General features: G+C 41.3%; 20 protein-coding genes and 2 tRNA genes. All 22 read right to left on the bottom strand.

Translation table 11 applies throughout. From position 1 onward, the window contains the following. Positions 1-2: 2 nt before the first annotated feature. The 22 genes from KH400_RS17750 to spoIIE all read right to left on the bottom strand — a co-directional run bounded on the left by KH400_RS17750 (position 3) and on the right by spoIIE (position 20,690). Positions 3-75 (bottom strand) — tRNA-Ala (locus KH400_RS17750). A 20-nt stretch (positions 76-95) separates the two neighbouring features. Further along, positions 96-172 (bottom strand) — tRNA-Ile (locus KH400_RS17745). Between the two features lie 268 nt (positions 173-440). Further along, positions 441-1,943, bottom strand: a complete 1,503-nt coding sequence (gene lysS / locus KH400_RS17740) for a lysine--tRNA ligase (RefSeq protein WP_217226924.1) — start codon at positions 1,941-1,943, stop codon at positions 441-443. A gap of 205 nt (positions 1,944-2,148) precedes the next feature. Next, positions 2,149-3,150: a tRNA dihydrouridine synthase DusB gene (gene dusB, locus KH400_RS17735; RefSeq protein ID WP_217226922.1), complete on the bottom strand. Its 1,002-nt coding sequence runs from the start codon at positions 3,148-3,150 to the stop codon at positions 2,149-2,151. A gap of 29 nt (positions 3,151-3,179) precedes the next feature. Continuing rightward, positions 3,180-3,386, bottom strand: a complete 207-nt coding sequence (locus KH400_RS17730; protein WP_217226920.1) for a helix-turn-helix domain-containing protein — start codon at positions 3,384-3,386, stop codon at positions 3,180-3,182. Next, complete coding sequence (gene folK, locus KH400_RS17725) at positions 3,338-3,865, bottom strand: 2-amino-4-hydroxy-6-hydroxymethyldihydropteridine diphosphokinase (protein WP_217226918.1); 528 nt, start codon at positions 3,863-3,865, stop codon at positions 3,338-3,340. The genes KH400_RS17730 and folK overlap by 49 nt, the downstream gene beginning before the upstream one ends. Further along, positions 3,862-4,224: a dihydroneopterin aldolase gene (gene folB, locus KH400_RS17720; protein WP_217226916.1), complete on the bottom strand. Its 363-nt coding sequence runs from the start codon at positions 4,222-4,224 to the stop codon at positions 3,862-3,864. The genes folK and folB overlap by 4 nt, the downstream gene beginning before the upstream one ends. Beyond that, positions 4,217-5,053: a dihydropteroate synthase gene (folP, locus tag KH400_RS17715; protein ID WP_217226914.1), complete on the bottom strand. Its 837-nt coding sequence runs from the start codon at positions 5,051-5,053 to the stop codon at positions 4,217-4,219. The genes folB and folP overlap by 8 nt, the downstream gene beginning before the upstream one ends. Before the next feature lie 14 nt (positions 5,054-5,067). Continuing rightward, positions 5,068-5,928 (bottom strand): aminodeoxychorismate lyase, encoded by an 861-nt coding sequence (gene pabC, locus KH400_RS17710; RefSeq protein ID WP_217226912.1) that lies wholly within the window; start codon positions 5,926-5,928, stop codon positions 5,068-5,070. After that, positions 5,913-6,506: an aminodeoxychorismate/anthranilate synthase component II gene (gene pabA / locus KH400_RS17705; protein WP_217226909.1), complete on the bottom strand. Its 594-nt coding sequence runs from the start codon at positions 6,504-6,506 to the stop codon at positions 5,913-5,915. The genes pabC and pabA overlap by 16 nt, the downstream gene beginning before the upstream one ends. Before the next feature lie 32 nt (positions 6,507-6,538). Further along, positions 6,539-7,978: an anthranilate synthase component I gene (gene trpE, locus KH400_RS17700; RefSeq protein WP_438821127.1), complete on the bottom strand. Its 1,440-nt coding sequence runs from the start codon at positions 7,976-7,978 to the stop codon at positions 6,539-6,541. Between the two features lie 134 nt (positions 7,979-8,112). After that, entirely contained in the window at positions 8,113-9,036 is a 924-nt protein-coding gene (gene cysK / locus KH400_RS17695; RefSeq protein ID WP_217226907.1) for a cysteine synthase A, read from the bottom strand. A gap of 113 nt (positions 9,037-9,149) precedes the next feature. Continuing rightward, on the bottom strand, positions 9,150-10,025 hold the full coding sequence (hslO, locus tag KH400_RS17690; protein WP_217226906.1) for an Hsp33 family molecular chaperone HslO: 876 nt from the start codon (positions 10,023-10,025) through the stop codon (positions 9,150-9,152). A 72-nt stretch (positions 10,026-10,097) separates the two neighbouring features. Beyond that, the gene (locus KH400_RS17685; RefSeq protein ID WP_217226904.1) at positions 10,098-10,862 is read right to left on the bottom strand and encodes a type III pantothenate kinase; all 765 of its coding nucleotides are present in this window, start codon (positions 10,860-10,862) and stop codon (positions 10,098-10,100) included. A gap of 175 nt (positions 10,863-11,037) precedes the next feature. Beyond that, positions 11,038-13,050 carry an ATP-dependent zinc metalloprotease FtsH gene (gene ftsH, locus KH400_RS17680; RefSeq protein ID WP_217226902.1) on the bottom strand — a complete coding sequence of 671 codons (2,013 nt, stop codon included), beginning with the start codon at positions 13,048-13,050 and terminating at the stop codon, positions 11,038-11,040. Positions 13,051-13,120: 70 nt separating this feature from the next. Continuing rightward, entirely contained in the window at positions 13,121-13,660 is a 540-nt protein-coding gene (gene hpt, locus KH400_RS17675) for a hypoxanthine phosphoribosyltransferase (RefSeq protein WP_217226900.1), read from the bottom strand. Between the two features lie 91 nt (positions 13,661-13,751). Beyond that, positions 13,752-15,146, bottom strand: coding sequence for a tRNA lysidine(34) synthetase TilS (tilS, locus tag KH400_RS17670; RefSeq protein ID WP_217226898.1), 1,395 nt, complete (start codon positions 15,144-15,146; stop codon positions 13,752-13,754). Beyond that, complete coding sequence (locus KH400_RS17665) at positions 15,130-15,573, bottom strand: threonine/serine exporter family protein (protein WP_217226896.1); 444 nt, start codon at positions 15,571-15,573, stop codon at positions 15,130-15,132. The genes tilS and KH400_RS17665 overlap by 17 nt, the downstream gene beginning before the upstream one ends. 53 nt (positions 15,574-15,626) lie before the next feature. Then, positions 15,627-16,382, bottom strand: a complete 756-nt coding sequence (locus tag KH400_RS17660; protein ID WP_217226893.1) for a threonine/serine exporter family protein — start codon at positions 16,380-16,382, stop codon at positions 15,627-15,629. A 62-nt stretch (positions 16,383-16,444) separates the two neighbouring features. Continuing rightward, a complete protein-coding gene (gene prkT, locus KH400_RS17655) occupies positions 16,445-17,407 on the bottom strand; it encodes a serine/threonine protein kinase PrkT (protein WP_217226935.1) in 963 nt (320 codons plus the stop codon). Next, on the bottom strand, positions 17,376-18,116 hold the full coding sequence (locus KH400_RS17650) for a vWA domain-containing protein (protein WP_217226891.1): 741 nt from the start codon (positions 18,114-18,116) through the stop codon (positions 17,376-17,378). The genes prkT and KH400_RS17650 overlap by 32 nt, the downstream gene beginning before the upstream one ends. Positions 18,117-18,194: 78 nt before the next feature. Then, complete coding sequence (gene spoIIE / locus KH400_RS17645) at positions 18,195-20,690, bottom strand: stage II sporulation protein E (RefSeq protein ID WP_217226889.1); 2,496 nt, start codon at positions 20,688-20,690, stop codon at positions 18,195-18,197. Between the last annotated feature and the right edge of the window lie 188 nt (positions 20,691-20,878).

Raw genomic sequence — 20,878 nt, 5'->3', positions numbered from 1 at the left:
GGTGGAGCCTAGCGGGATCGAACCGCTGACCTCCTGCGTGCAAGGCAGGCGCTCTCCCAGCTGAGCTAAGGCCCCAAGAGGGATTTTACATTTTATGGTGGGCCTAAGTGGACTCGAACCACCGACCTCACGCTTATCAGGCGTGCGCTCTAACCAACTGAGCTATAGGCCCATAACACCCTGTCAATGTTACCTTGTCTATAAGGCTTGTCCTCGTTAACAAGATCACTGTTCGTGACGACAAGTAATAATATAACAACTACTGAACAAAAATGCAACCCCTTTTTATAAAAAAATATTTTTGTTCAAGACTGTGACTTTTTCGGTTGCTCAATAATTCCTATCATACAACTCAACAATAAAAAACACAACTCAAACTTTAACCTTCTAAATAAAAAGCTATGTAGAGACACGTCCCTACATAGCAAATACAGTATAGCTTATTGCTCAGTTGTTTCACGATGGCGCATTTGCGGGAATAATAGAACATCACGGATTGATGGTGAATTTGTTAATAACATAACTAAACGATCAATCCCGATCCCTAAACCACCTGTTGGCGGCATCCCGTATTCTAGTGACTCTAGGAAGTCATGGTCCATCATATGGGCCTCATCATCACCCTGCTCACGCTCAACCATTTGTGCTTCAAAACGTTCTCTTTGGTCAATTGGATCATTCAACTCTGTAAAGGCATTTGCATGTTCACGACCAACAATAAATAACTCAAAACGGTCAGTAAAACGAGGGTCCTCTGGATTTTTCTTTGCAAGAGGAGAAATAGCAACCGGATGCCCATAGACAAACGTTGGTTGAATTAATTTCTCTTCAACAAAATGCTCAAAAAACTCATTTACAACATGCCCATAAGTCATCGTTTCTTTAACCGGAACATTATGTTCTTTTGCCAGCGCACGCGCCTCTTCATCACTCATTTCCTTCCAGAAGTCAATGCCTGTGTACTCCTTAATTGCATCAACCATATGCAATCGTGTCCACTCCGGCTCTAAATTCACTTCTTGATCTCCATAAGCAACTTTCATCGTACCAAGAACTTCTTGGGCGATATGGGCAATTAAGTTTTCAGTTAATGACATAATATCTTTGTAATCGGCATAAGCTTCATAAAGCTCAATCATCGTGAATTCTGGATTATGTCGTGTGGAAACACCCTCGTTACGGAAAACACGTCCGATTTCATAAACTTTCTCCATCCCACCAACAATAAGCCGCTTCAAATGAAGTTCAATCGCAATCCTCATATATAACGTCATATCAAGCGCATTGTGGTGAGTCACGAACGGCCTTGCCGAAGCTCCACCTGCAATTGAATGCATCGTCGGTGTTTCTACCTCTAAGTAACCACGTGTATCTAAATAATTACGCATCGAACGTAAGATTTTACTACGAAGGACAAACGTATCCCTTACTTCGGGATTAACAATAAGGTCAACGTAGCGTTGACGATAACGTTGCTCAATGTCTTTTAGCCCGTGGAATTTATCAGGTAATGGACGAAGTGACTTTGAGAGAAGTTGAAAATCCTTAACCTTAACCGACAATTCTCCAACCTTGGTCTTAAAGGCTACCCCTGTTACACCAACGATGTCGCCGATATCAATTGAGTTGAAGATTTCATATTGTTCTTCACCAATAGCGTCTTTTCGTACATAAATTTGAATTTGCCCCGTTAAATCCTGGATATGAGCAAACCCAGCTTTCCCTTTTCCACGCTTTGTCATGACACGACCTGCCATTACAACTTCATTTTCTTGTTCCTCTAGCTGTTCTTTCGTGATATCACCAAACTGGTCATTCATATCTGTTGCTGAGTGCGTTCGTTCAAAACGACCACCAAATGCATCGATTCCATTATCAGTCAGCTCTTTTAGCTTATCGATACGAACAGATACCTGTTCATTTAATTCAACGTCTTGACTCATACAATCATCTCCTATGAAAATATTTCGTTAAAACTAATAGTTGCTCTTCTATGTTAAAACGTGCGATGTTAATCTAGCACACAGTGTACTATGTAGAAAAACTGCCAGTAGATAAACTGGCAGTGTGTGGTAATCTAAAGAGGAATTATAGATAAGCCTGATGAGAAAGTCAAACCTATGTCACGTTCTTTAGGCGCGATTATCTCTAACCAGCAGTTATTTTAGCTTCTTCGCGCGCCTCAAGCTCTTCAATATAAGCATATAACGTATTCGCAACATCATCTCGCGTCTCAAATTGATTAATTTGATCACGAACTTTTCCGCCGCCACGCATTCCTTTTAAATACCAAGCTGTGTGTTTACGCATTTCACGAACAGCGACATTTTCACCCTTTAGTTTGATCAGACGATCTAGATGAAGCATGCAAACGTCAATCTTTTCCCGGTTATTGGGTTCTGGCGCCAATTCCCCTGTTTCCAAATAACGAATCGTACGGTATAGCATCCACGGATTCCCTAATGCTGCACGCCCAATCATCACCGCATCAACGCCTGTTGTATCTAACATTCGCTGTGCATCTTCTGGCGTTTTCACATCACCATTTCCGATAACAGGAATGCTAACCGCATCCTTTACATCCTTAAGGATATCCCAGTTTGCTGTACCTTCATACATTTGCACACGTGTACGGCCATGAACCGCCACCGCTTGCCCACCCGCACGTTCAATAGCTTGCGCATTTTCAACAGCATAGACATGATCTTCGTCCCAGCCAATACGCATCTTCACAGTGACAGGTTTGTCGACAGCATCAACAACCGCTGCAACCATATCATGGATTTTATTCGGGTCTAATAGCCACTTCGCTCCAGCGTCACACTTGGTGATCTTTGGTACAGGGCAACCCATGTTAATATCAATAATATCTGCATTAGTTTGCTTATCAACAACCTTCGCAGCTCCAACAAGTGTTTCTTTATCTCCACCAAATATTTGTAAGCTAAGCGGCTTTTCACGCTCATCAACATATAACATGTTTAACGATCTTTCATTTTTATATAAAATAGCCTTATCACTAACCATTTCGGCGCAGACGAGCCCTGTCCCAAACTCTTTAGCAATTAAGCGAAAAGCCGGATTACAAACACCAGCCATCGGCGCTAAAACGACTCGGTTTTTCATCTCAATGTCACCGATCTTAAACACCGCATTTCACCTCCATATAAATAACAAAACTATTTATCAGGACCCAACTCTTCAATGGTTATATCTAAAACCTGTGCGACGTTTTCTATGAACTGTTCATCTGGTTCGCGGTTGCCGCGTTCAACTTCACCTAAAATAGAAACAGAAATCCCCAATTGGTCGGCTAACCCTTCTTGTGTGTAGCCTTTTAACTTTCGAAAAGCCCGAATTCTCCTACCCCAGATTGCTTCTTCCATAACGTTACACCTTCTTTATCAACAAGTTCCTTTTCAATCGCATCGATCGTCTTGTTTTCAGATTCTATAAATAACGTTGGGTTTATTTCTTTTAATGGGACAATAACAAATGCTCGCTCAGTCATCCTTGGATGAGGAATACACAGATTGTCCATCTTAATATTTTCATTATTAAACAGTAAAATGTCAAGGTCTAATGTTCGTGGTCCCCAGTGAATTTGATAACTTCTACCTGATTCGCGTTCGATTCTTTGGGTGATTTCTAGTAATTGTTGCGGGCGATAAGAGGTCTTTATTTCAATGACCATGTTTAAAAATCGATCTTGATCAACATACCCAACAGGCTCCGTTTCATAAATTGATGAGGTAGCAATAATTACTATATCCTCATCTGTCTCTAACTGCCTCATCCCTTCACGAAGGTGATTTGCACGGTCACCAACATTCGAACCTAATGCAAGATAGACCGTATTGTTCATGTCCTTGCCCTCGTAATTTCAACAGCGACAGACTCATAATGACCTTTAATTGGTGGGTCAGGCTTAATCACTTTGACCGTACAAGAGTCAATAAGCGGAAATTGAGCTAGCAACTGCCCGGCAATTTTTTCAGCAACGGTTTCAACGAGCTTATATGGTTGGCCTTCTACAATTTGATTAATAACTTCATACGCTTCGGCATAATTGACTGTCTGCTCTAAAGAATCCGTTGTGCCCGCTCCCTTAAGATCGAGATGCAAGACGAGATCAACGTAAAACCGTTGACCTAACTTATTTTCCTCTGGGAATACACCGTGGTACCCAAAGAACTCCATCGAATTTAAAAAAATTTTATCCATGATGACCACCTTTGTTTAACATTGCATCCATCATTTTTGCCATTCTGCTGATTTCTAACACATCATGAACACGAACAATCTCACAACCACGCTCAATCCCTAAACAAACCGTTGCACCAGTCCCTTCCACACGCTCATCCACAGGAAGATCAAGTGTTTTTGCAATAAAACGTTTCCGTGAAGTGGCTAGTAGAACTGGATAACCAAGTGCTGTAATTTCGTCTAATCTACGCATTGCCTCGAGGTTATGCTCATACGTTTTCGCAAAACCGATGCCTGGATCTAAAATAATATTCTCTTCCTTCACACCCGCTTTTAAGCAGAGATCAATGCTTTCTTGCAAGTCAGCAATCATATCATCTAGTAAGTCACCATAGTTCATATCCTCACGATTATGCATTAAAATAATGGGTGCATTCGTCTTTGCAGCGACACTCGCCATGTCTGGGTCAGCTTTCGCTCCCCAGACATCATTAATGATATCCGCCCCTGCTTCAAGCGCTTGTTTTGCCAATTCAGCTTTATACGTATCAACTGAAATTGGGACATCAACTGCCTCTCGAACCGCTGAAATAATTGGGATCACTCGTCTTACTTCCTCTTCTAAGCTCACCTTGACCGATCCGGGACGAGTTGATTCACCACCTATGTCAATAATATCAGCTCCGTGCTCTACCATCTCTTGGGCATGCTTGACAGCTGCATCAACTTCGTTATATTTTCCACCATCTGAAAAAGAGTCCGGCGTTGCATTTAAAATCCCCATAATATACGTTTTCTTCGATAAATCGATTTCCTTGTCACCAAATCGGATGATGTTATCCCTCATCTTCTTCACCCTTTCTACCTGAGCTCTTTTCGGCTCCATAACTGCGCTGTAACCTGTTGATACCGTTGCAAAAAGCCTTTTGTTACCTCTCCCTCCTTGCCAGGAAGCAGATATGAATCTATCATTTTTAATGGTACGATTTCTTGAATTGAGTTTGTAATAAAAGCTTCATCACAGGAAAGTAGGTCATCTAGATCGTAAAAACCAGTTTTACATTTGATTCCGTCTGTATGGGCTAACGTCAATATAAACTGCCTAGTTACCCCATCAAGTATACCTGTTTCGACTGCTGGTGTGTATAATGTCCCTTCTTTTACCCAAAACAGATTAGAAACGATACCTTCAGCAAGGTAATCGTCATTCGTTAAGAAGATACCCTCTGTATTCACCCTTGTGCCAAGCTCTCGTTTTCCTAATATATTATTTAAAAAGTGATGTGACTTTAACCGCTTTTCTCCCTCCGGAGAGTTTCGTCTCGTTCCTAGAATCACCGCATCCTTTTCCACAGTTTCTATCGTTGTTTGGATAGGCTTCATATAAGCAATAACAGTTGGCTCCTCATAGCCTTGAGCCTGTAAACCTAGCGGGCCACGACCTGCTGAAACATTCCATCTGACATAAGCATCTCTTAGTTGATTTGCCTCTAATAATTGCTCAAGGATTGTTAGAACGTCCTGTTTTTGATACGACCAATGAACGTCTAACATCGCGAGACTTTCTTGCAAACGCTGAAAATGGTCATCCAATAGAAATGGATGACCATTATAGACACGAAATGTTTCAAAAACACCTAATCCGTACATGAAACCATGGTCAAAAACAGAAATATTAGCCTCTTCTGAATGGACAATCTTTCCATTTACATAGACGTACATCTCTCAAACTCCTTATAATGCTCAAGGAAATTGCGAAGCAGTTTCTTTCCATCAGCTGTCATAATCGACTCTGGATGGAATTGGACACCCTCAATAGGGAGTGTTTTATGGCGAATCGCCATGATTTCTCCAGTTGACGTCTCTGAAGAAATCTCAAAACAGTCCGGAAGTGTTTCTCGTTTTACAATTAATGAATGGTAGCGTGTTGCTACAAGCGGTGATTCAATTCCGTTAAAAATCGACTTCTCGTCATGTGCCATCTCTGATGTTTTTCCGTGCATTAAGCGTTCGGCTTGAATCACATCACCACCGAATACTTGGGCAATCGATTGGTGCCCAAGGCATACTCCAAAGATCGGGAGCTTACCAGCAAAATACTTAATTGCCTCCATACTAATCCCCGCTTCATTCGGCGTACACGGACCGGGTGAGATCATTAGATAATCAGGTTGTAACTCTTCAATTTCTGCAATAGTAATTTGGTCGTTTCTCTTAACAACGAGCTCGTGGCCCATCTCTCCTAAATATTGAACGAGATTATAGGTAAATGAATCATAGTTATCAATCATTAAAATCATTGTTATTCCTCCTCAACTCAACTTAAACTTGGCTAATTCATCATCTCTTCTTCACTCAACTCTTTTGCTCGCCATAAGGCCTTCGCTTTTTTTAATGATTCCTTGTATTCAGCTTCTGGGTCAGAATCAATGACAATTCCCGCTCCTGCTTGAACGTAAGCTTTACCGTCTTTGGCTACCATCGTACGAATCGCAATGTTTAACTCCATATCCCCATTAAAACCAATCCAGCCAATTGACCCCGTATATACGCCCCTCCGAACTGGTTCAAGCTCTTCAATAATCTCCATTGTCCGCACTTTCGGTGCACCTGTAATCGTGCCTCCTGGGAACGTTGCAGCGATAATATCATAGGCATCATTTTCTGGTGCGAGTTCACCGCGCACATTAGAAACAATATGCATGACGTGTGAGTATTTTTCAATCACCATCAGTTCATTTACTTCAACACTCCCATATTTACAGACACGGCCAAGGTCATTTCGTTCTAAATCGACGAGCATCACATGCTCAGCTCGTTCTTTTTCATTTTCTATTAGCGTTTTAGCTAAGCGCTCATCCTCATCTGCATCTTTCCCTCTAGATCGTGTTCCTGCAATCGGGCGTGTACTAACCTCATTACCGTCTTTTTTGACGAGAAGTTCCGGAGACCCACTAACCAACTGGAAGTCAGGTGTATGAAAATAGCCCATATAAGGTGATGGATTAATTTCACGTAACTTTTCATAGATGTGAAGCGGTTCGGTTTGCAACGGCCTTGCTTGACGTACAGACAAATTGACTTGAAATACATCACCACTTGCGATATAGGCCTTTACTCGCTTTACAGCTTCAGCGAATTGCGTTTCAGTAAACGAGGTCTCAAGTTCACTTGCATCACTTCGAGAACATTGCTGCCATTGTACAGGTGCCGCATCAACACACCATTGTTGTTCATACCGTTCCAACCTATCCAGAGCTTCAGCCTTTTCCCCTTCTAGATAGTGAGTCATCAACCATAACGTATCATTCACATGATCAAAAACAAACACATCATCAAACACTAAAAAGTAAAGGTCGTACGTCCGCAAATCATCTTCAGCACTGATGCCAATATCCTCTATCTTACGAACAAGGTCATAGCTCACATAACCAATCGCTCCGCCTTGAAAATCAGGGTACTCCGGAACTTTTTCAGTCTTATACGACTTCATCCATTGCTTCATCAGTTCTAATGGGTTACCTGTTTGCTCTTTTGTCCCGTCTTGCGTTGTTACTGAGAATGTTGAATCTTTCCCTTTTAAAACAGCAAAAGGTCGTAAGCCAACCATGCTATACTTGCCACCACGGCCACTTTCTAGCAGAATATGGTGTGACTCAGAGGCCGTAAGCTGTTTATAGGACTGGTACCACTTCTCCGTTGTGAATGGTATATTTTTTGCTATTACGCATCTATTTTGCTGTTCAATTGCTGTATTTATCTTTTGCTGCACGAATGTCACACTCCCAAAAACGTTTAAACATATGCTTATTTTAGCATTATATCGACGATTTAAAAAGGAAAAGCAGCCCCTTTCGAAGGACTGCTTTCACTCAAAGCTTTCGGTTGTTATATTGCAAGGAACTCTTAATCTTCAAATTGATAAAGCGGTGTACTTAAGTAACGCTCACCATTACTTGGAATGATCGCGACGACTTTCTTACCTTTACCTAGACGCTTTGCTGCCTCGAGTGCTGCATAAATTGCTGCTCCAGAAGAGATTCCTCCAAGAACACCCTCTTCACTCGCAGCGCGACGAGCATATTCGAACGCCTGGTCCGTTGTTACTTGAACAATTTCTTTATATAGATCTGTATCTAGTATTGAAGGAACAAATCCTGCCCCAATTCCTTGGATTTTATGTGGTCCCGGCTTCCCACCTGATAAAATCGGAGAGTCAGCTGGCTCAACTGCAATAATCTCTAGGTTCGGGAAGTTTTCTTTAAGTAAGCCACCTGCACCAGTGATCGTACCACCTGTACCGATACCCGATACAAATGCATCAATTTGGCCATCAACCTGCTCTAGTAACTCTTTTCCAGTTGTTTCACGGTGAACCTCAGGGTTAGCTTCGTTCTCAAATTGTTGTGGCATAAAATAGCCATTCTCTTTAGCAAGTTCAGTCGCTTTACGGATCGCTCCGCCCATGCCATCTGGACCTGGTGTAAGTACAAGCTCAGCACCATATGCACGTAATAAATTTCTACGCTCTAAACTCATCGTTTCAGGCATAACTAAAAGGGTACGGTACCCTTTTGCAGCAGCTACCATCGCAAGACCGATACCTGTGTTTCCACTTGTCGGCTCAACAATTGTGCTTCCTTCTTTTAAATCCCCACTTTTTTCTGCCGCTTCAATCATCGCAAGTGCGATACGGTCTTTTACACTACTACCTGGGTTCATATATTCTAACTTCAAATAAACATCTGCATAATCATCTTCAACTAAACGGTTCAATTTTACTAAAGGGGTTTGTCCGATTAACTCTGTAATAGAATTTGCGACTCTCATTTTTGTTCCTCCTCAATACCGAGTATTTTTATATGATTTATTAACTTTATCGTAGCAGACGTTTTCTGATAAGTCAATTCTTTTCTGTCAAGTTTTAGAAAATTCAACAGTTATTATGCTTCTTGATATAATTCTTCAAGCTCTTCTTTGGAGAATACATAGGATTCATTACAGAAATGGCACGTCGTTTCCGCACCACCATCTTCTTCGATCATTGCTTTGATTTCATCTTTCCCGAGTCCAATAATCGCATTGGCAATTCGCTCTTTTGAACAGCTACAAGCAAACGCAACCGGCATTTTATCTAAGATTTTTACATTGTCATCACCCAATAAGGCGTAGAGCATTTCTTCCGGTGGCATCCCTGCCTGGATGAGTTTAGAGATTGGTGGAATTTGAGAGAGCCGCTTCTCAATCTCCTCTATAATCGCATCATCGGCACCTGGCATCATCTGAATAACAAAACCACCAGAAGCTAAGATCGTTTCATCAGGGTTCACAAGTACCCCTACACCGACAGATGATGGGACTTGCTCAGATGACACAAAATAATAAGTGAAATCCTCACCTAATTCCCCGGAAATAAGAGGAACGCTTCCTGTGAAATTCTCACGCATACCAAGGTCTTTGACCACCGAGAGAAACCCTTCTGTCCCAACAGCACGTGCAACATCTAACTTTCCATGCTCGTTCAAATCAAAGTGCACATTCGGATTTTTAACATAGCCACGGGTCTCTCCTTTAGCGTTACTGTCAACGACAATCGCACCTATCGGACCATCCCCCTCAATTTTAATCGTGATTTTATCATCACCTTTTAACATCGAACCCATCATCAGACCCGCTGTCATCGCTCGACCTAATGCCGCAGACGCCGTTGCCCATGTACCTTGTCGGCGTACTGCTTCACCAACCATCTCTGTTGTTTGGGTTGCATACGCTCTTACTTTCCCTTCAAATGCTGTTGCCTTAACTAAATAATCTGACATGACACTCGTCCTTTCCGTTATATACAAGTTCAAGGAAGCTGCTTTTCGTATTTATTTTTCCTCATCTACTGTTTACTTATTTTTTAAATAAATCATTTGTAACCCTTTTAGTGTTAAATAAGGATCTACAATATCAATTGTTGTCGATTCTTTAGCGATCAACGGAGCTAATCCCCCCGTTGCAATCACTGTCGGTTCGGTCGGTGATTGTTCTTTCATACGAGTAACAATCCCATCCACTTGACCGACATATCCATAAAAGATACCCGCTTGCATCGCATTGACCGTATTTTTTCCGATTACTTGGGTCGGCTTTGCGATTTCAATTCGTGGTAACTTGGAGGCTTGATTATAAAGCGCCTCAGTAGAAATCGAAATCCCTGGCGCGATTGCTCCGCCCATATATTGTTTTTCTTCATTTATATAACAATATGTAGTCGCTGTACCGAAATCGACAATAATGAGCGGACTTCCATAAAGGTAAATCGCAGAAACAGCATTAACAATACGGTCCGCTCCAACCTCCTTCGGGTTATCATACTTAATATTCAAACCTGTTTTAATACCGGGGCCAATGATTAACGGTTCAACATTAAAATACTTTTTACACATCAACTCCAGCGCAAACATAATTGGCGGTACAACTGATGAGATGATAATCCCATCAATTTGCTCCCCTTTTAAATCTACATGTGAAAATAAATCCTTAATAATCATCCCATACTCATCTTCTGTTTGCTGCCTGTTTGTATTAATGCGCCAATGATACTTCAATTCATCGTTATCATACACACCAAGTACAATATTCGTATTCCCAACATCTATCACAAATATCATTAGTTATCACCACAAATCAATATTTATTAACTTCGTCACAGCACGAGAGTTCACTACAATTATTCTCCACTTCTGATGTATCACCTTCTATAGATAGTAAAAATAGGATGTCTTTTAAAAGACACCCTATTACAAACCAAAGAACTCATTTTAAACTCACATGAGCAAAGCGACCTTACTTCTCGTTCTTACCTTCATCAGAAGGTTGGTCGTTTTCCTGTTTGGACTCGTCACTTGAAGATTCTGATTCAGTGCCGCCTTCATCATCTTTCTTCGAATTAATCGTCACCTTAACATCACTATCTGCATCTGTGCTCACAGCACTTGGCTTGTTATTAGAGTGATGACCTTCAGGTAGTTTACCCTCATTAATTAAAGAGTTAATTTGTTCCGCATCAAGGGTCTCTAATTCAAGCAATGTCTTAGCAACAAGATCAAGGCTTTCTTTATTGTCGAGTAAAATTTGTTTACAGCGGTCATAACATTCCTTGATAATACGTTGACTTTCTAAATCAATCTCATAAGCAATTGAATCACTGTAACTTTGATCATTTTGAATGTCACGCCCTAGGAATGGTCCGCCCCCAGAACCTTGCACAAATTGCATTGGTCCTAGCTTTTCACTCATACCATACTCCGTAACCATCTTGCGCGCAATATTTGTCGCTCGTTGGAAATCATTATGAGCACCGGTACTTACCTCGCCAAACGTAACTTCTTCAGCCACGCGCCCACCAAGTAAGCCGATAATCTTATCAAGTAATTCTGGTTTTGTCATAAAGTAGCGATCTTCTTTTGGAAGCATAACTGCATATCCACCAGCTTGCCCCCGTGGGACAATCGTAACCTTATGAACCATGTCGGCATTTTCTAACTTCACCCCGACAACTGTATGTCCAGCTTCATGGAAGGCCACGATATTCTTCTCTTTTTCAGAGATGACTCGGCTCTTCTTCGCTGGTCCAGCAATGACTCGGTCAATCGCCTCTTCTACATGAATCATACTAATATTTTTATGATCCTGTCGTGCAGCAATCAAGGCTGCTTCATTTAACAGGTTCTCAAGATCAGCACCCGAAAATCCTGGTGTGCGAGTTGCGATCGTTTTTAAATTAACGTCCTCTGCTAATGGTTTGTTACGAGCATGCACTTTAAGGACTTCCTCACGCCCCTTCACATCTGGACGGCCAACCATGATTTGGCGGTCAAATCGTCCAGGACGTAATAATGCCGGATCAAGTATATCTGCACGGTTTGTCGCTGCAATGATAATTATTCCTTCATTAGCACTGAAACCATCCATTTCAACAAGAAGTTGGTTCAATGTTTGCTCACGTTCGTCGTGTCCACCACCAAGGCCTGCGCCACGCTGACGTCCAACAGCATCAATCTCATCAATGAAAATAATACACGGTGCATTTTTCTTTGCATTTTCAAATAAATCACGTACACGTGATGCCCCAACACCGACGAACATCTCGACGAAATCAGAACCACTAATGGAGAAGAAAGGAACACCTGCTTCACCGGCTACCGCACGCGCAAGTAATGTCTTCCCTGTACCTGGAGGGCCGACTAATAGAACCCCTTTAGGGATACGCGCCCCAATGGTTGAGAACTTACGAGGATCTTTTAAGAAGTCAACAACTTCAACAAGCTCTTGTTTCTCCTCATCAGCACCAGCTACATCCTTAAACTTCGCCTTTTTCTTATCTTCATTCACCATCTTCGCCTTGCTCTTACCAAAATTCATGACACGGCTACCGCCACCTTGAGCTTGGCTTAATAAGAAGAAGAACAAAATGAAAATAATGATAAACGGAATGATTGAAGTAAAGAACGTTACCCAACCACTTGTTTCATCCGCCATTAGAACCTCAAGTTCAGTACCACCATCTTGAGGATTTGAGGCCATTAAGATTAATTCCAATGCTTCCGGCGTATCCGGAACATTCGTTTGGAAAAACTCATCCTCCGTATAAGTAGCGAGTTGTCCAGTAACTAAATAGACACCACGTTCAGGCTTAATCGAGATTGCTGTGATTTGTCCGTCTTCTAAATGTTGTTGAAATTGATCATAGGTGAATTGTTCAGTCTCTGCAGGTTCACCGCTAAAGAAGCTTACAATCCCTACGATAACTAAAAATATTAACAAATAAAAAACCGTATTTCGAAAAATCCGATTCATTCCTTACCTCCTCCCACGCACAATAAAAGCTGAAATAATAGTATCATAAATGCACCTTTATTCACAATAATTACCTCTCGTAAATTTTGGGCTTAAGAACCCCGATATAAGGGAGATTTCGGTACCTTTCCGCATAGTCTAGTCCGTAACCAACAACGAAAGCATCAGGTACTGTAAAACCTGCAATATCCGGTACGAGGTCAACCTTTCTGCCATCCGGCTTATCTAATAGGGTAACGACCTTCACTGACTTCGCTTTGCGATAATGAAATAGCTCGATTAAGTAGCTCAATGTTAAACCACTATCAATAATATCTTCTATAATAAGGAGATCTCTACCTTCAACTGATGTATCAAGGTCTTTAATGATTTTCACTTCACCTGATGAGACTGTTTCATTTCCATAACTTGAAACGTCCATAAAGTCCATCTCTAAATACGTATCAATTCGCTTCGTTAGATCTGCCATAAAAGGCATGGCCCCTTTTAATACGCCGATGACAAGTGGAAACCGATCCCGGTATTCTTCTGTAATCTGTTGTCCTAATTCATGTACTTTAGCTTGAATTTCTTCCTCGGATAGTAAGACTTCTTTGATATCTTCCTTCATTTTAGTTACATAAACCTCCTAGTTAGTGCTCAAAGGTGACGATTAATGACCTTTCTATTGAAAGAATCGCTCCTTTATTGTACTTAATTTGTTAATATCCCGAAGCAGGTTCGAACCTGAGAGATAAGTAAGTTTTTGTATGATCTGAAGGTACTGCCAATGATGACTTACTTAGCATGGGAACCCATAAAATCTGATCCTTACTATCAACGACAAGTGGCCATATCTCCCTGTCTTTACGATTAATTTTATGGTCAATGAAAAGATCCTTAATTTTCTTTGATCCATTCATCCCTTTTATGGAAATGCGATCACCAGGTCTTCTGCTACGAACCGTTAACGGATAGTGAACTAATTCTTTATCACAGAAAAATAGAGAATTCCCACCTGCAGTCGGGGGGATACTCGTGACTTCACCACTAATCTTCCCAAGTCTTGTCTCAATCATCCCAGGTAAAGTTAATCGGAAACTGAAAGGTACATTCATTTCATCCTTTAAAAATGATGCTGTACATGTATCGTAAGACTTTCTAATGTGTAAGCCTAAAGGTAAATTCAATGTTCCCGAGGGATGAGACTGCATGAGCAGCATTAAAATCTCTTCAATATGTATCATTGAAATTGATGGTGAATTTTTCCCGTAGAGATAACTTAATATTAGATGAATCACCCTTCTTTGTAAAGGGATTGCCACCTGCTCCAACTGTTTGATTGAAAAAATGACAATATCATGACTCTTTTCAACAATCGCTTCACATGCTACATTTTCAGCCATTTGTTGTAAAAGCCTTTGCTCATCTGTGGTCCACTCACTTTGCTTTTGAAACTGTTCATGGACATTTGGATTCTCTGCTTTCAAGAATGGCAGCAGTTGCTGACGGAATCGATTTCTGACATAAGTAGCGGTATCGTTGGTCGGGTCCTGTCGCGGTTTTAGCGAGACTTCTTTACAATAGTGCTCAATTTGTGCTTTCGTTATTCCTAAAAAGGGTCGAATAATTTCACCACAACTAAACGGACGACGAACAGGAATTCCTGCTAGCCCTATGCCGAAGCTGCCGCGTACTTGTTTCATGACCATCGTTTCAATTTGGTCATCTCCATGGTGAGCAAGGGCGAGATAATCAGCCTGAAACTCTTTCATCACTTCATCAAAAAAAGCGTAGCGGCATTCACGCGCAGCCATTTGCGCACTCACCTTGGTCTGTTCTTGATACGCCTTAACATCAATACGCGCCCCCCGAAATGAAATCCCTTGTTTGAGACAATAATTCTCGACATACTTATAATCTTCATATGATTGCTGTTTGCGAAACATGTGGTCTACGTGGGCGGCAACGATTGTTAAATGTAATTGCTCTTGTTCTTTAGAAAGATAGTGAAGCAACGCCATCGAATCAGGTCCACCTGACACACCTACGACAACAGTCGCCTTAGAGCGCAACAAGGCATGGCGCTCAATAAAATGCTTAACGGCTTGTTTCATAGCGTTGTCCGATCCCCTTTCCAAATGAAAAGATTGAAAGTGCAAAAATCAATCCAGCTGCAATGGCCCCTGCTTGAAGCATTGTTTCAATTCCATGCTCTAGACCTAGTAAGTAATTGCCATCTACAAAAGCAAGCATCGTAAAATAGGCTTTACTTCCAGGCAACAGTGGAATAATACCTGGAATACTAAAAATCGTCCCTGGTAGCCGGTAACGTCTTGCTAAAAAATGAGCAATCGATGCACTAACAAAAGCAGCAACAGCAGTTGCAAAGATAATAGTAACATCATATTCAGGTAAAACCCGATAAATGACCCAAGTAATCACACCTATGCCGCCGCCTAACACAGCCGCTTTGTTTGGGACATTAAAAATAACCCCAAACGATACAGTTGCAATAAAGCAAAAAAGTAATTCTAATAACATCCGTCTCTTCACCACGTCTTCCCAAGCTTCATCAATCTACCTGTTAGCCTTCTTCATAAAAACAAACCGATCGCAAGCGCAACACCAGTAGCGATCGACAATGAGGTGATGGTTGCTTCAGCACCCCGGCTAACCCCAGCAACAAGATCTCCTGACATTAAATCTCGAACAGCATTCATAAGTGGAATCCCAGGTACTAGTGGCATCAGTGTACCAATAATCACTTGATCAAGATTTTGACCGATTCCAAAAAAAACAAGCCCGATTGCCGTCGCTCCACCTAAAAAGGCAGCCATAAACTCGGCAAAAAACTTAACCTTTAAATACTCCTGAAATTTCACTACGCTTATACTGGCGATAATCCCAGCGATAAAAGCAGGGAATACATCCCTTACACCCCCACCAAATAAATAGGAAAAGCCACCACCAGCGAGTCCAGAGGCAAAATGAATCACCCAAACTGGGTAATTCATTGGTGCTTTTTCAATCATAACAAGTCGATCATAAGCTTCATCCTCATCAATTTCACCGCTGACGAACTGTCTAGAAACTTGATTAACGAGTGAGACTTTATTTAGATCCTGCATCCGGTCATCAACACGAATCATCTGCATCGTATCACCTATTCCTTCTTCTTCAAAGGAAAGGAAGATTCCTGTTGTTGTCACAAAACTATGGACATTCTTAAAATGTGCTGCTCTTGCCATTCTCTCAAGCGTTTCTTCAACACGATACGTTTCAGCGCCATAGGTTAGCATAATCTCTCCTGCTAATAAGCAGATATCCATCATTTTATCTGATCTTCTCATCGGTACTCCTCCACGCCGCTGGGAACTCATTTTTCTAGTTTTAGGATGTGTTCAACAACCTTTTACATTAATTGCCCAAATAAGTATAGAATATATGCCAAAAGAATAAAAGAGACGACCAGAAAGATTTCAACAAACACCGAAGATTTTTGCTTGCGTTCTCTTTTTCTCTTTGCTTGTCTTTGCTGTGACCGCTTCGGTTTTGGTTTATATGTTGTGTGCGAACTTATTGCATCAACAAGCTCCTTTCTCATTTCCTGGGCATGCTCATATCGCCCTTGCAACGCTTTCATAAGAACACCTTCATATGGGCGTAATGATGATTTAGCTGTAATAGCCTCCTTTAATTGTTCAATTCCTTTTTCACTCTTCTTTTCAAACCTTGAAGGGTAACAACAGTTGATCATAATCATCGCAACAGCAAACAAATCATAACTAGGTTCAGCCTTACGCGTCCCCTGCCCCCAATACCCTCGGTCATAAAACTCCGTATATTCTTTAATGGAGCGTCCTAACAACGTTGTCCCCCCAACATCAAACCAGCGAATCCTTGCAGGTGGTCCAACTACAATTAAGTTATCTGGCTTCAAATCACCAAACACCCACCCCGCACGATGAAGACGATCAAGATCTCCTAATAATTGTACAACTAAAATCCCAATCCACTCGTCACCGCGCTTTTGTATAAACTGTAGTAGCTCCTGTCCCTTTAAATACTCCATTACATAAAAAGGATACTGATTTCCGCCACTGACAAGATCGTCAACATCTAACAAAGAAGGTCCAAGAACTTGTCCTTGGACCTTTGAAAAATGCTTCAATACGTTTACTTCGGACGTAATTGCCATATTATTTATTCCTATTTTCAACGCGATTCTACCATCTTGCGAATCAGCAAGATACACTGATCCAGTCGCACCAGACCCTAACTGCTTAATGATTTTATAAGGCTTGTTGTGCCATTTCCCTACAATTTTAGTTCCAGGTGCAAAGTTACATACCGGACTCTTCGAATAGCTCTTCATCGCCACGAGAAATCAAACTCCTTCTCGAGTTATTTTTTGCAAACTTTTTCATAACTGCTTGGAGTGCTGGACCGGTTGGCGTAACCCCACCGGATGATAGCTTATGAAACACTCCTGTTAAAGAATTTAATTTCGGAGTCCAATCTAGCAAACGATCAACCTCTTTACGTTTCCCCGGAAATGAGTAAAGGGAGAAACGGTTTTGCCCCATCCGTGACGTTAAGCTAATCGATAAGTCGGTAAGCGCCTCTTGAACCATCGGCAACTTACTTCTCATACTCGCACTTGTATCCACTAAAATAAGCACTTCTAAATCAATCGTTTCACCTAATTCATCGACAACTTCCATCACTTCGCCACGCTTTTCAGGTGATAGGTCTTCAATCTCTTGTTTGTCGCCTAGAATTTGTGATAACTCTTTATTAACAACACCGTGCAATGTTTGTGTCATTGCTTTTCTCGTAACCATTTGAACTGTTTTTGCTAATTGCTTCGTATAAACAACCTGACTGACGCCACCTCCTGCCATTGCAATCGATTCGATCTCCTCAATCCCTTGTTCACTAATGGGGCTATCGTCAACAACACCAATGACATTGATAGTTACACCTTGCTCTTTTGCAAACGTCGCAATGGCAACAGGATCTTCACCTTGGTTTGAACAACCATCCGTTAATAGTAAAATCTGCTTTAACGTTCCTTTACCCATAAAATCCCCTCCAAATCGTCTAGTTATCACCATCATTGACCAGTTAGGAGGGGATTATACCTGTACCGTTGTTGTAGGTTACTGTGCTTCTTTTCGTAAAAACCGAGTCTGATGATAGAGTGGAATCGCCGCCCATTTTGGTGTATTCCTTTTAACTTGAGCAACAACGACAGTCATATCATCTTCAATCGCACCACTGCCAGAGCGTATCACATGCTCAAGAATTAAATCGGCGACTTCTTGAGGGTCATTTGTTTCAATCTCAGAAATAATTCGCTTAAGCCACATTTCTTTATTTTCCACATGTTTAGGCGCATCAAAAATACCATCACTCATCATAATGAGCAAATCACCTGCTTTCAGCTGCTCACTAACGACATCAACATCAAATTCCTGAATGATTCCCATTGGTAGGTTACTCGCCTCTATCTTCGTAACATCATGCCCTCGTTTAATAAAGCTTGGGATCGATCCAATCTTCAAGAACTTTGCTCTCGCATCTTGCAAATCAACCATCGCCAAATCAAGCGTTGAAAAGATTTCATCCGTCGTTCGTAGTGACAAGACAGAGTTAATCGACTTAATCGCGACCGTTTCCTCAATCCCTGACTGAAGGACCTTTTGCAACAATTGCAACGTTTCATTACTTTCTAAGTGCGCCCGTTCACCATTACCCATGCCATCACTAATGGCGATTGCATACTTTCCAGAACCAAGCTCAATCGTTGAATAACTGTCTCCGGACACCCAAGCGCCGCCTTTTGCAACATTAGCTACTCCTGTCTCAACGACAAAGCGTTTCGCCGACCCGAAGGAGACATGACTATAACCATTTGGATAAAAGGCATGCTCTTCGCTTTTTACGACAATTGTTTCATTGACGATATCAGATAGCATCGGAGCAATAATTTTTTCTGCTTGCCCATGACCGTCATCATTCGGGACACTCATTTCAATTTCTATATTGCCTTCTTCTAAACGATAAATATCAAGGTGCCCAATTTCTAAACCGACCCCACGTAACGCATCCAAAATTTGTTCCTCTTGAGCATGATTCACTTCCTTTTCGCGCTGGATTTCTTTTGCAAAGTCACCCATGACCCGAGAAACTCCTAACAATTGATCTGCTACTAACTTTCTACTTTCTAGCACCTGCTGTTTTAGCTTTTTATTGGCCTGAAAATGGCTAATCTCATCCTGAATCGCTTTTATAACCTTTTCATCCTTCACACAATAGCTTGACCATTCCGCTATTAGTGAGCGGTCACTAATTTTACGATTTTTCTCTGTTTCATTCATAATCATCGTCATATAATCATAGGTTGTATTAAAGTTCGTCACCCAGCACCGTTCCTTTTTAAAGCATGTTTGACATGTTTTTTCGGTAACATTGCTCAGGAAATAATCAATCTCTCGCTCTGCATCATCGATATCTGACACCGCTTGTGATGATTGAAAGCTATTGGATAGTGTTTGGAACAAGTGTGAAAACTGTTCAACACGACCAGCGGTAATATCACGTATTTTTCGTAAATATTGTTGTTGCTCTTGCGAATACTCCGTCGTACCTGGGATATAGCGGCTAAGCTGTGAAATAAGTGATCTTGGTGTTAATAAAAAGACTGCAACAGCAACCAAAGATTCCATCACCGTTAGCGTTAACTCCCCGCCTCCTTCACCATAAAGACCGATCATCAGTGTTCCAACAAGGAGACCAATACTAACACCTAATTTCTTCCCTTCTTTCAAAAGCCCACCTAAAAGACCGGCAAAAGCAAGTAAACTCATTTGATAAAGACTAGCCACACTCGCTAAGCTTAAAATCAGCCCAGTGACCACCCCTACCGTTGAACCAATGGCTGCGCCACCAACGAAAGCAAATAAAAGAACTAAATAACGAGCAAGCATATGCTCAACTGTTAAGTCATAAATAACCCAACCGATTGTTCCAGTCATCACTGAGGCTAATAAAATGATTAAACAAACAATCTCTTCACTTTTTAAAGGCTGTTTGACCGTACTCATCGTCACTAATGGAACACTTTGCAAAAAGATCATCGTTAGAATAAAACTTAATCCTGCTTCAACCCCAGCCATCATCAAAGCATAATTACTCACTTGCCCAGTCATAACAAATGTTAATATAACCCTAGCAAGTAAGCTTGAGAGAAGAACGGTAAACGGCAATACCTTCGTCGCATTGTCACTAAACCTTTCTACTACTTTCTGTACGACAAAATAGACAATAATCGCGGTTAAAACAAACCAACCACTTTCATATACACTTGTCAATGCCCCCGCAAACAAAGCGATCGCTGCAAGGCCTGTTTTCTCCTTACGAAGGACATAGATGACTGCAATGAACGGCAGCACAAATGGAGTAATTTCAGAAAGGATCATTGCCCTGCCAAGTAAAAATCCTATGATAAATAGCAATAATCCCCATTGAAGAAAGACAGTGTTCACGGCTTTTTTTGCACTGTCACCTACTGCTGTAAACAAAGCCTGTGTCCGATCAATTAATACCGATGTACGCATCGGTTCAATAACACCTCTAGTTACTTTTCGAATCATTACTAACACCACCCGTATTTATAATCGTGCTACCATTATAAACAGATGATTGTCCAAATTTTTGTCAAAATAGGTGGCCTACAACAAAAAAGTCTTCGACGTCTTTCTAGAATATAGAATAAACTTTAAGACGTTTAGTACATGAATTTGTACTATTGTTGCGTTTACCGTCTAATTCGCAAAAAATA

Source organism: Desertibacillus haloalkaliphilus (assembly GCF_019039105.1).
GTDB lineage: Bacteria > Bacillota > Bacilli > Bacillales > KJ1-10-99 > Desertibacillus > Desertibacillus haloalkaliphilus.
The sequence above is the reverse complement of the archived record's forward strand: the minus strand, read 5'-3'. Positions and strand labels throughout refer to the sequence as shown.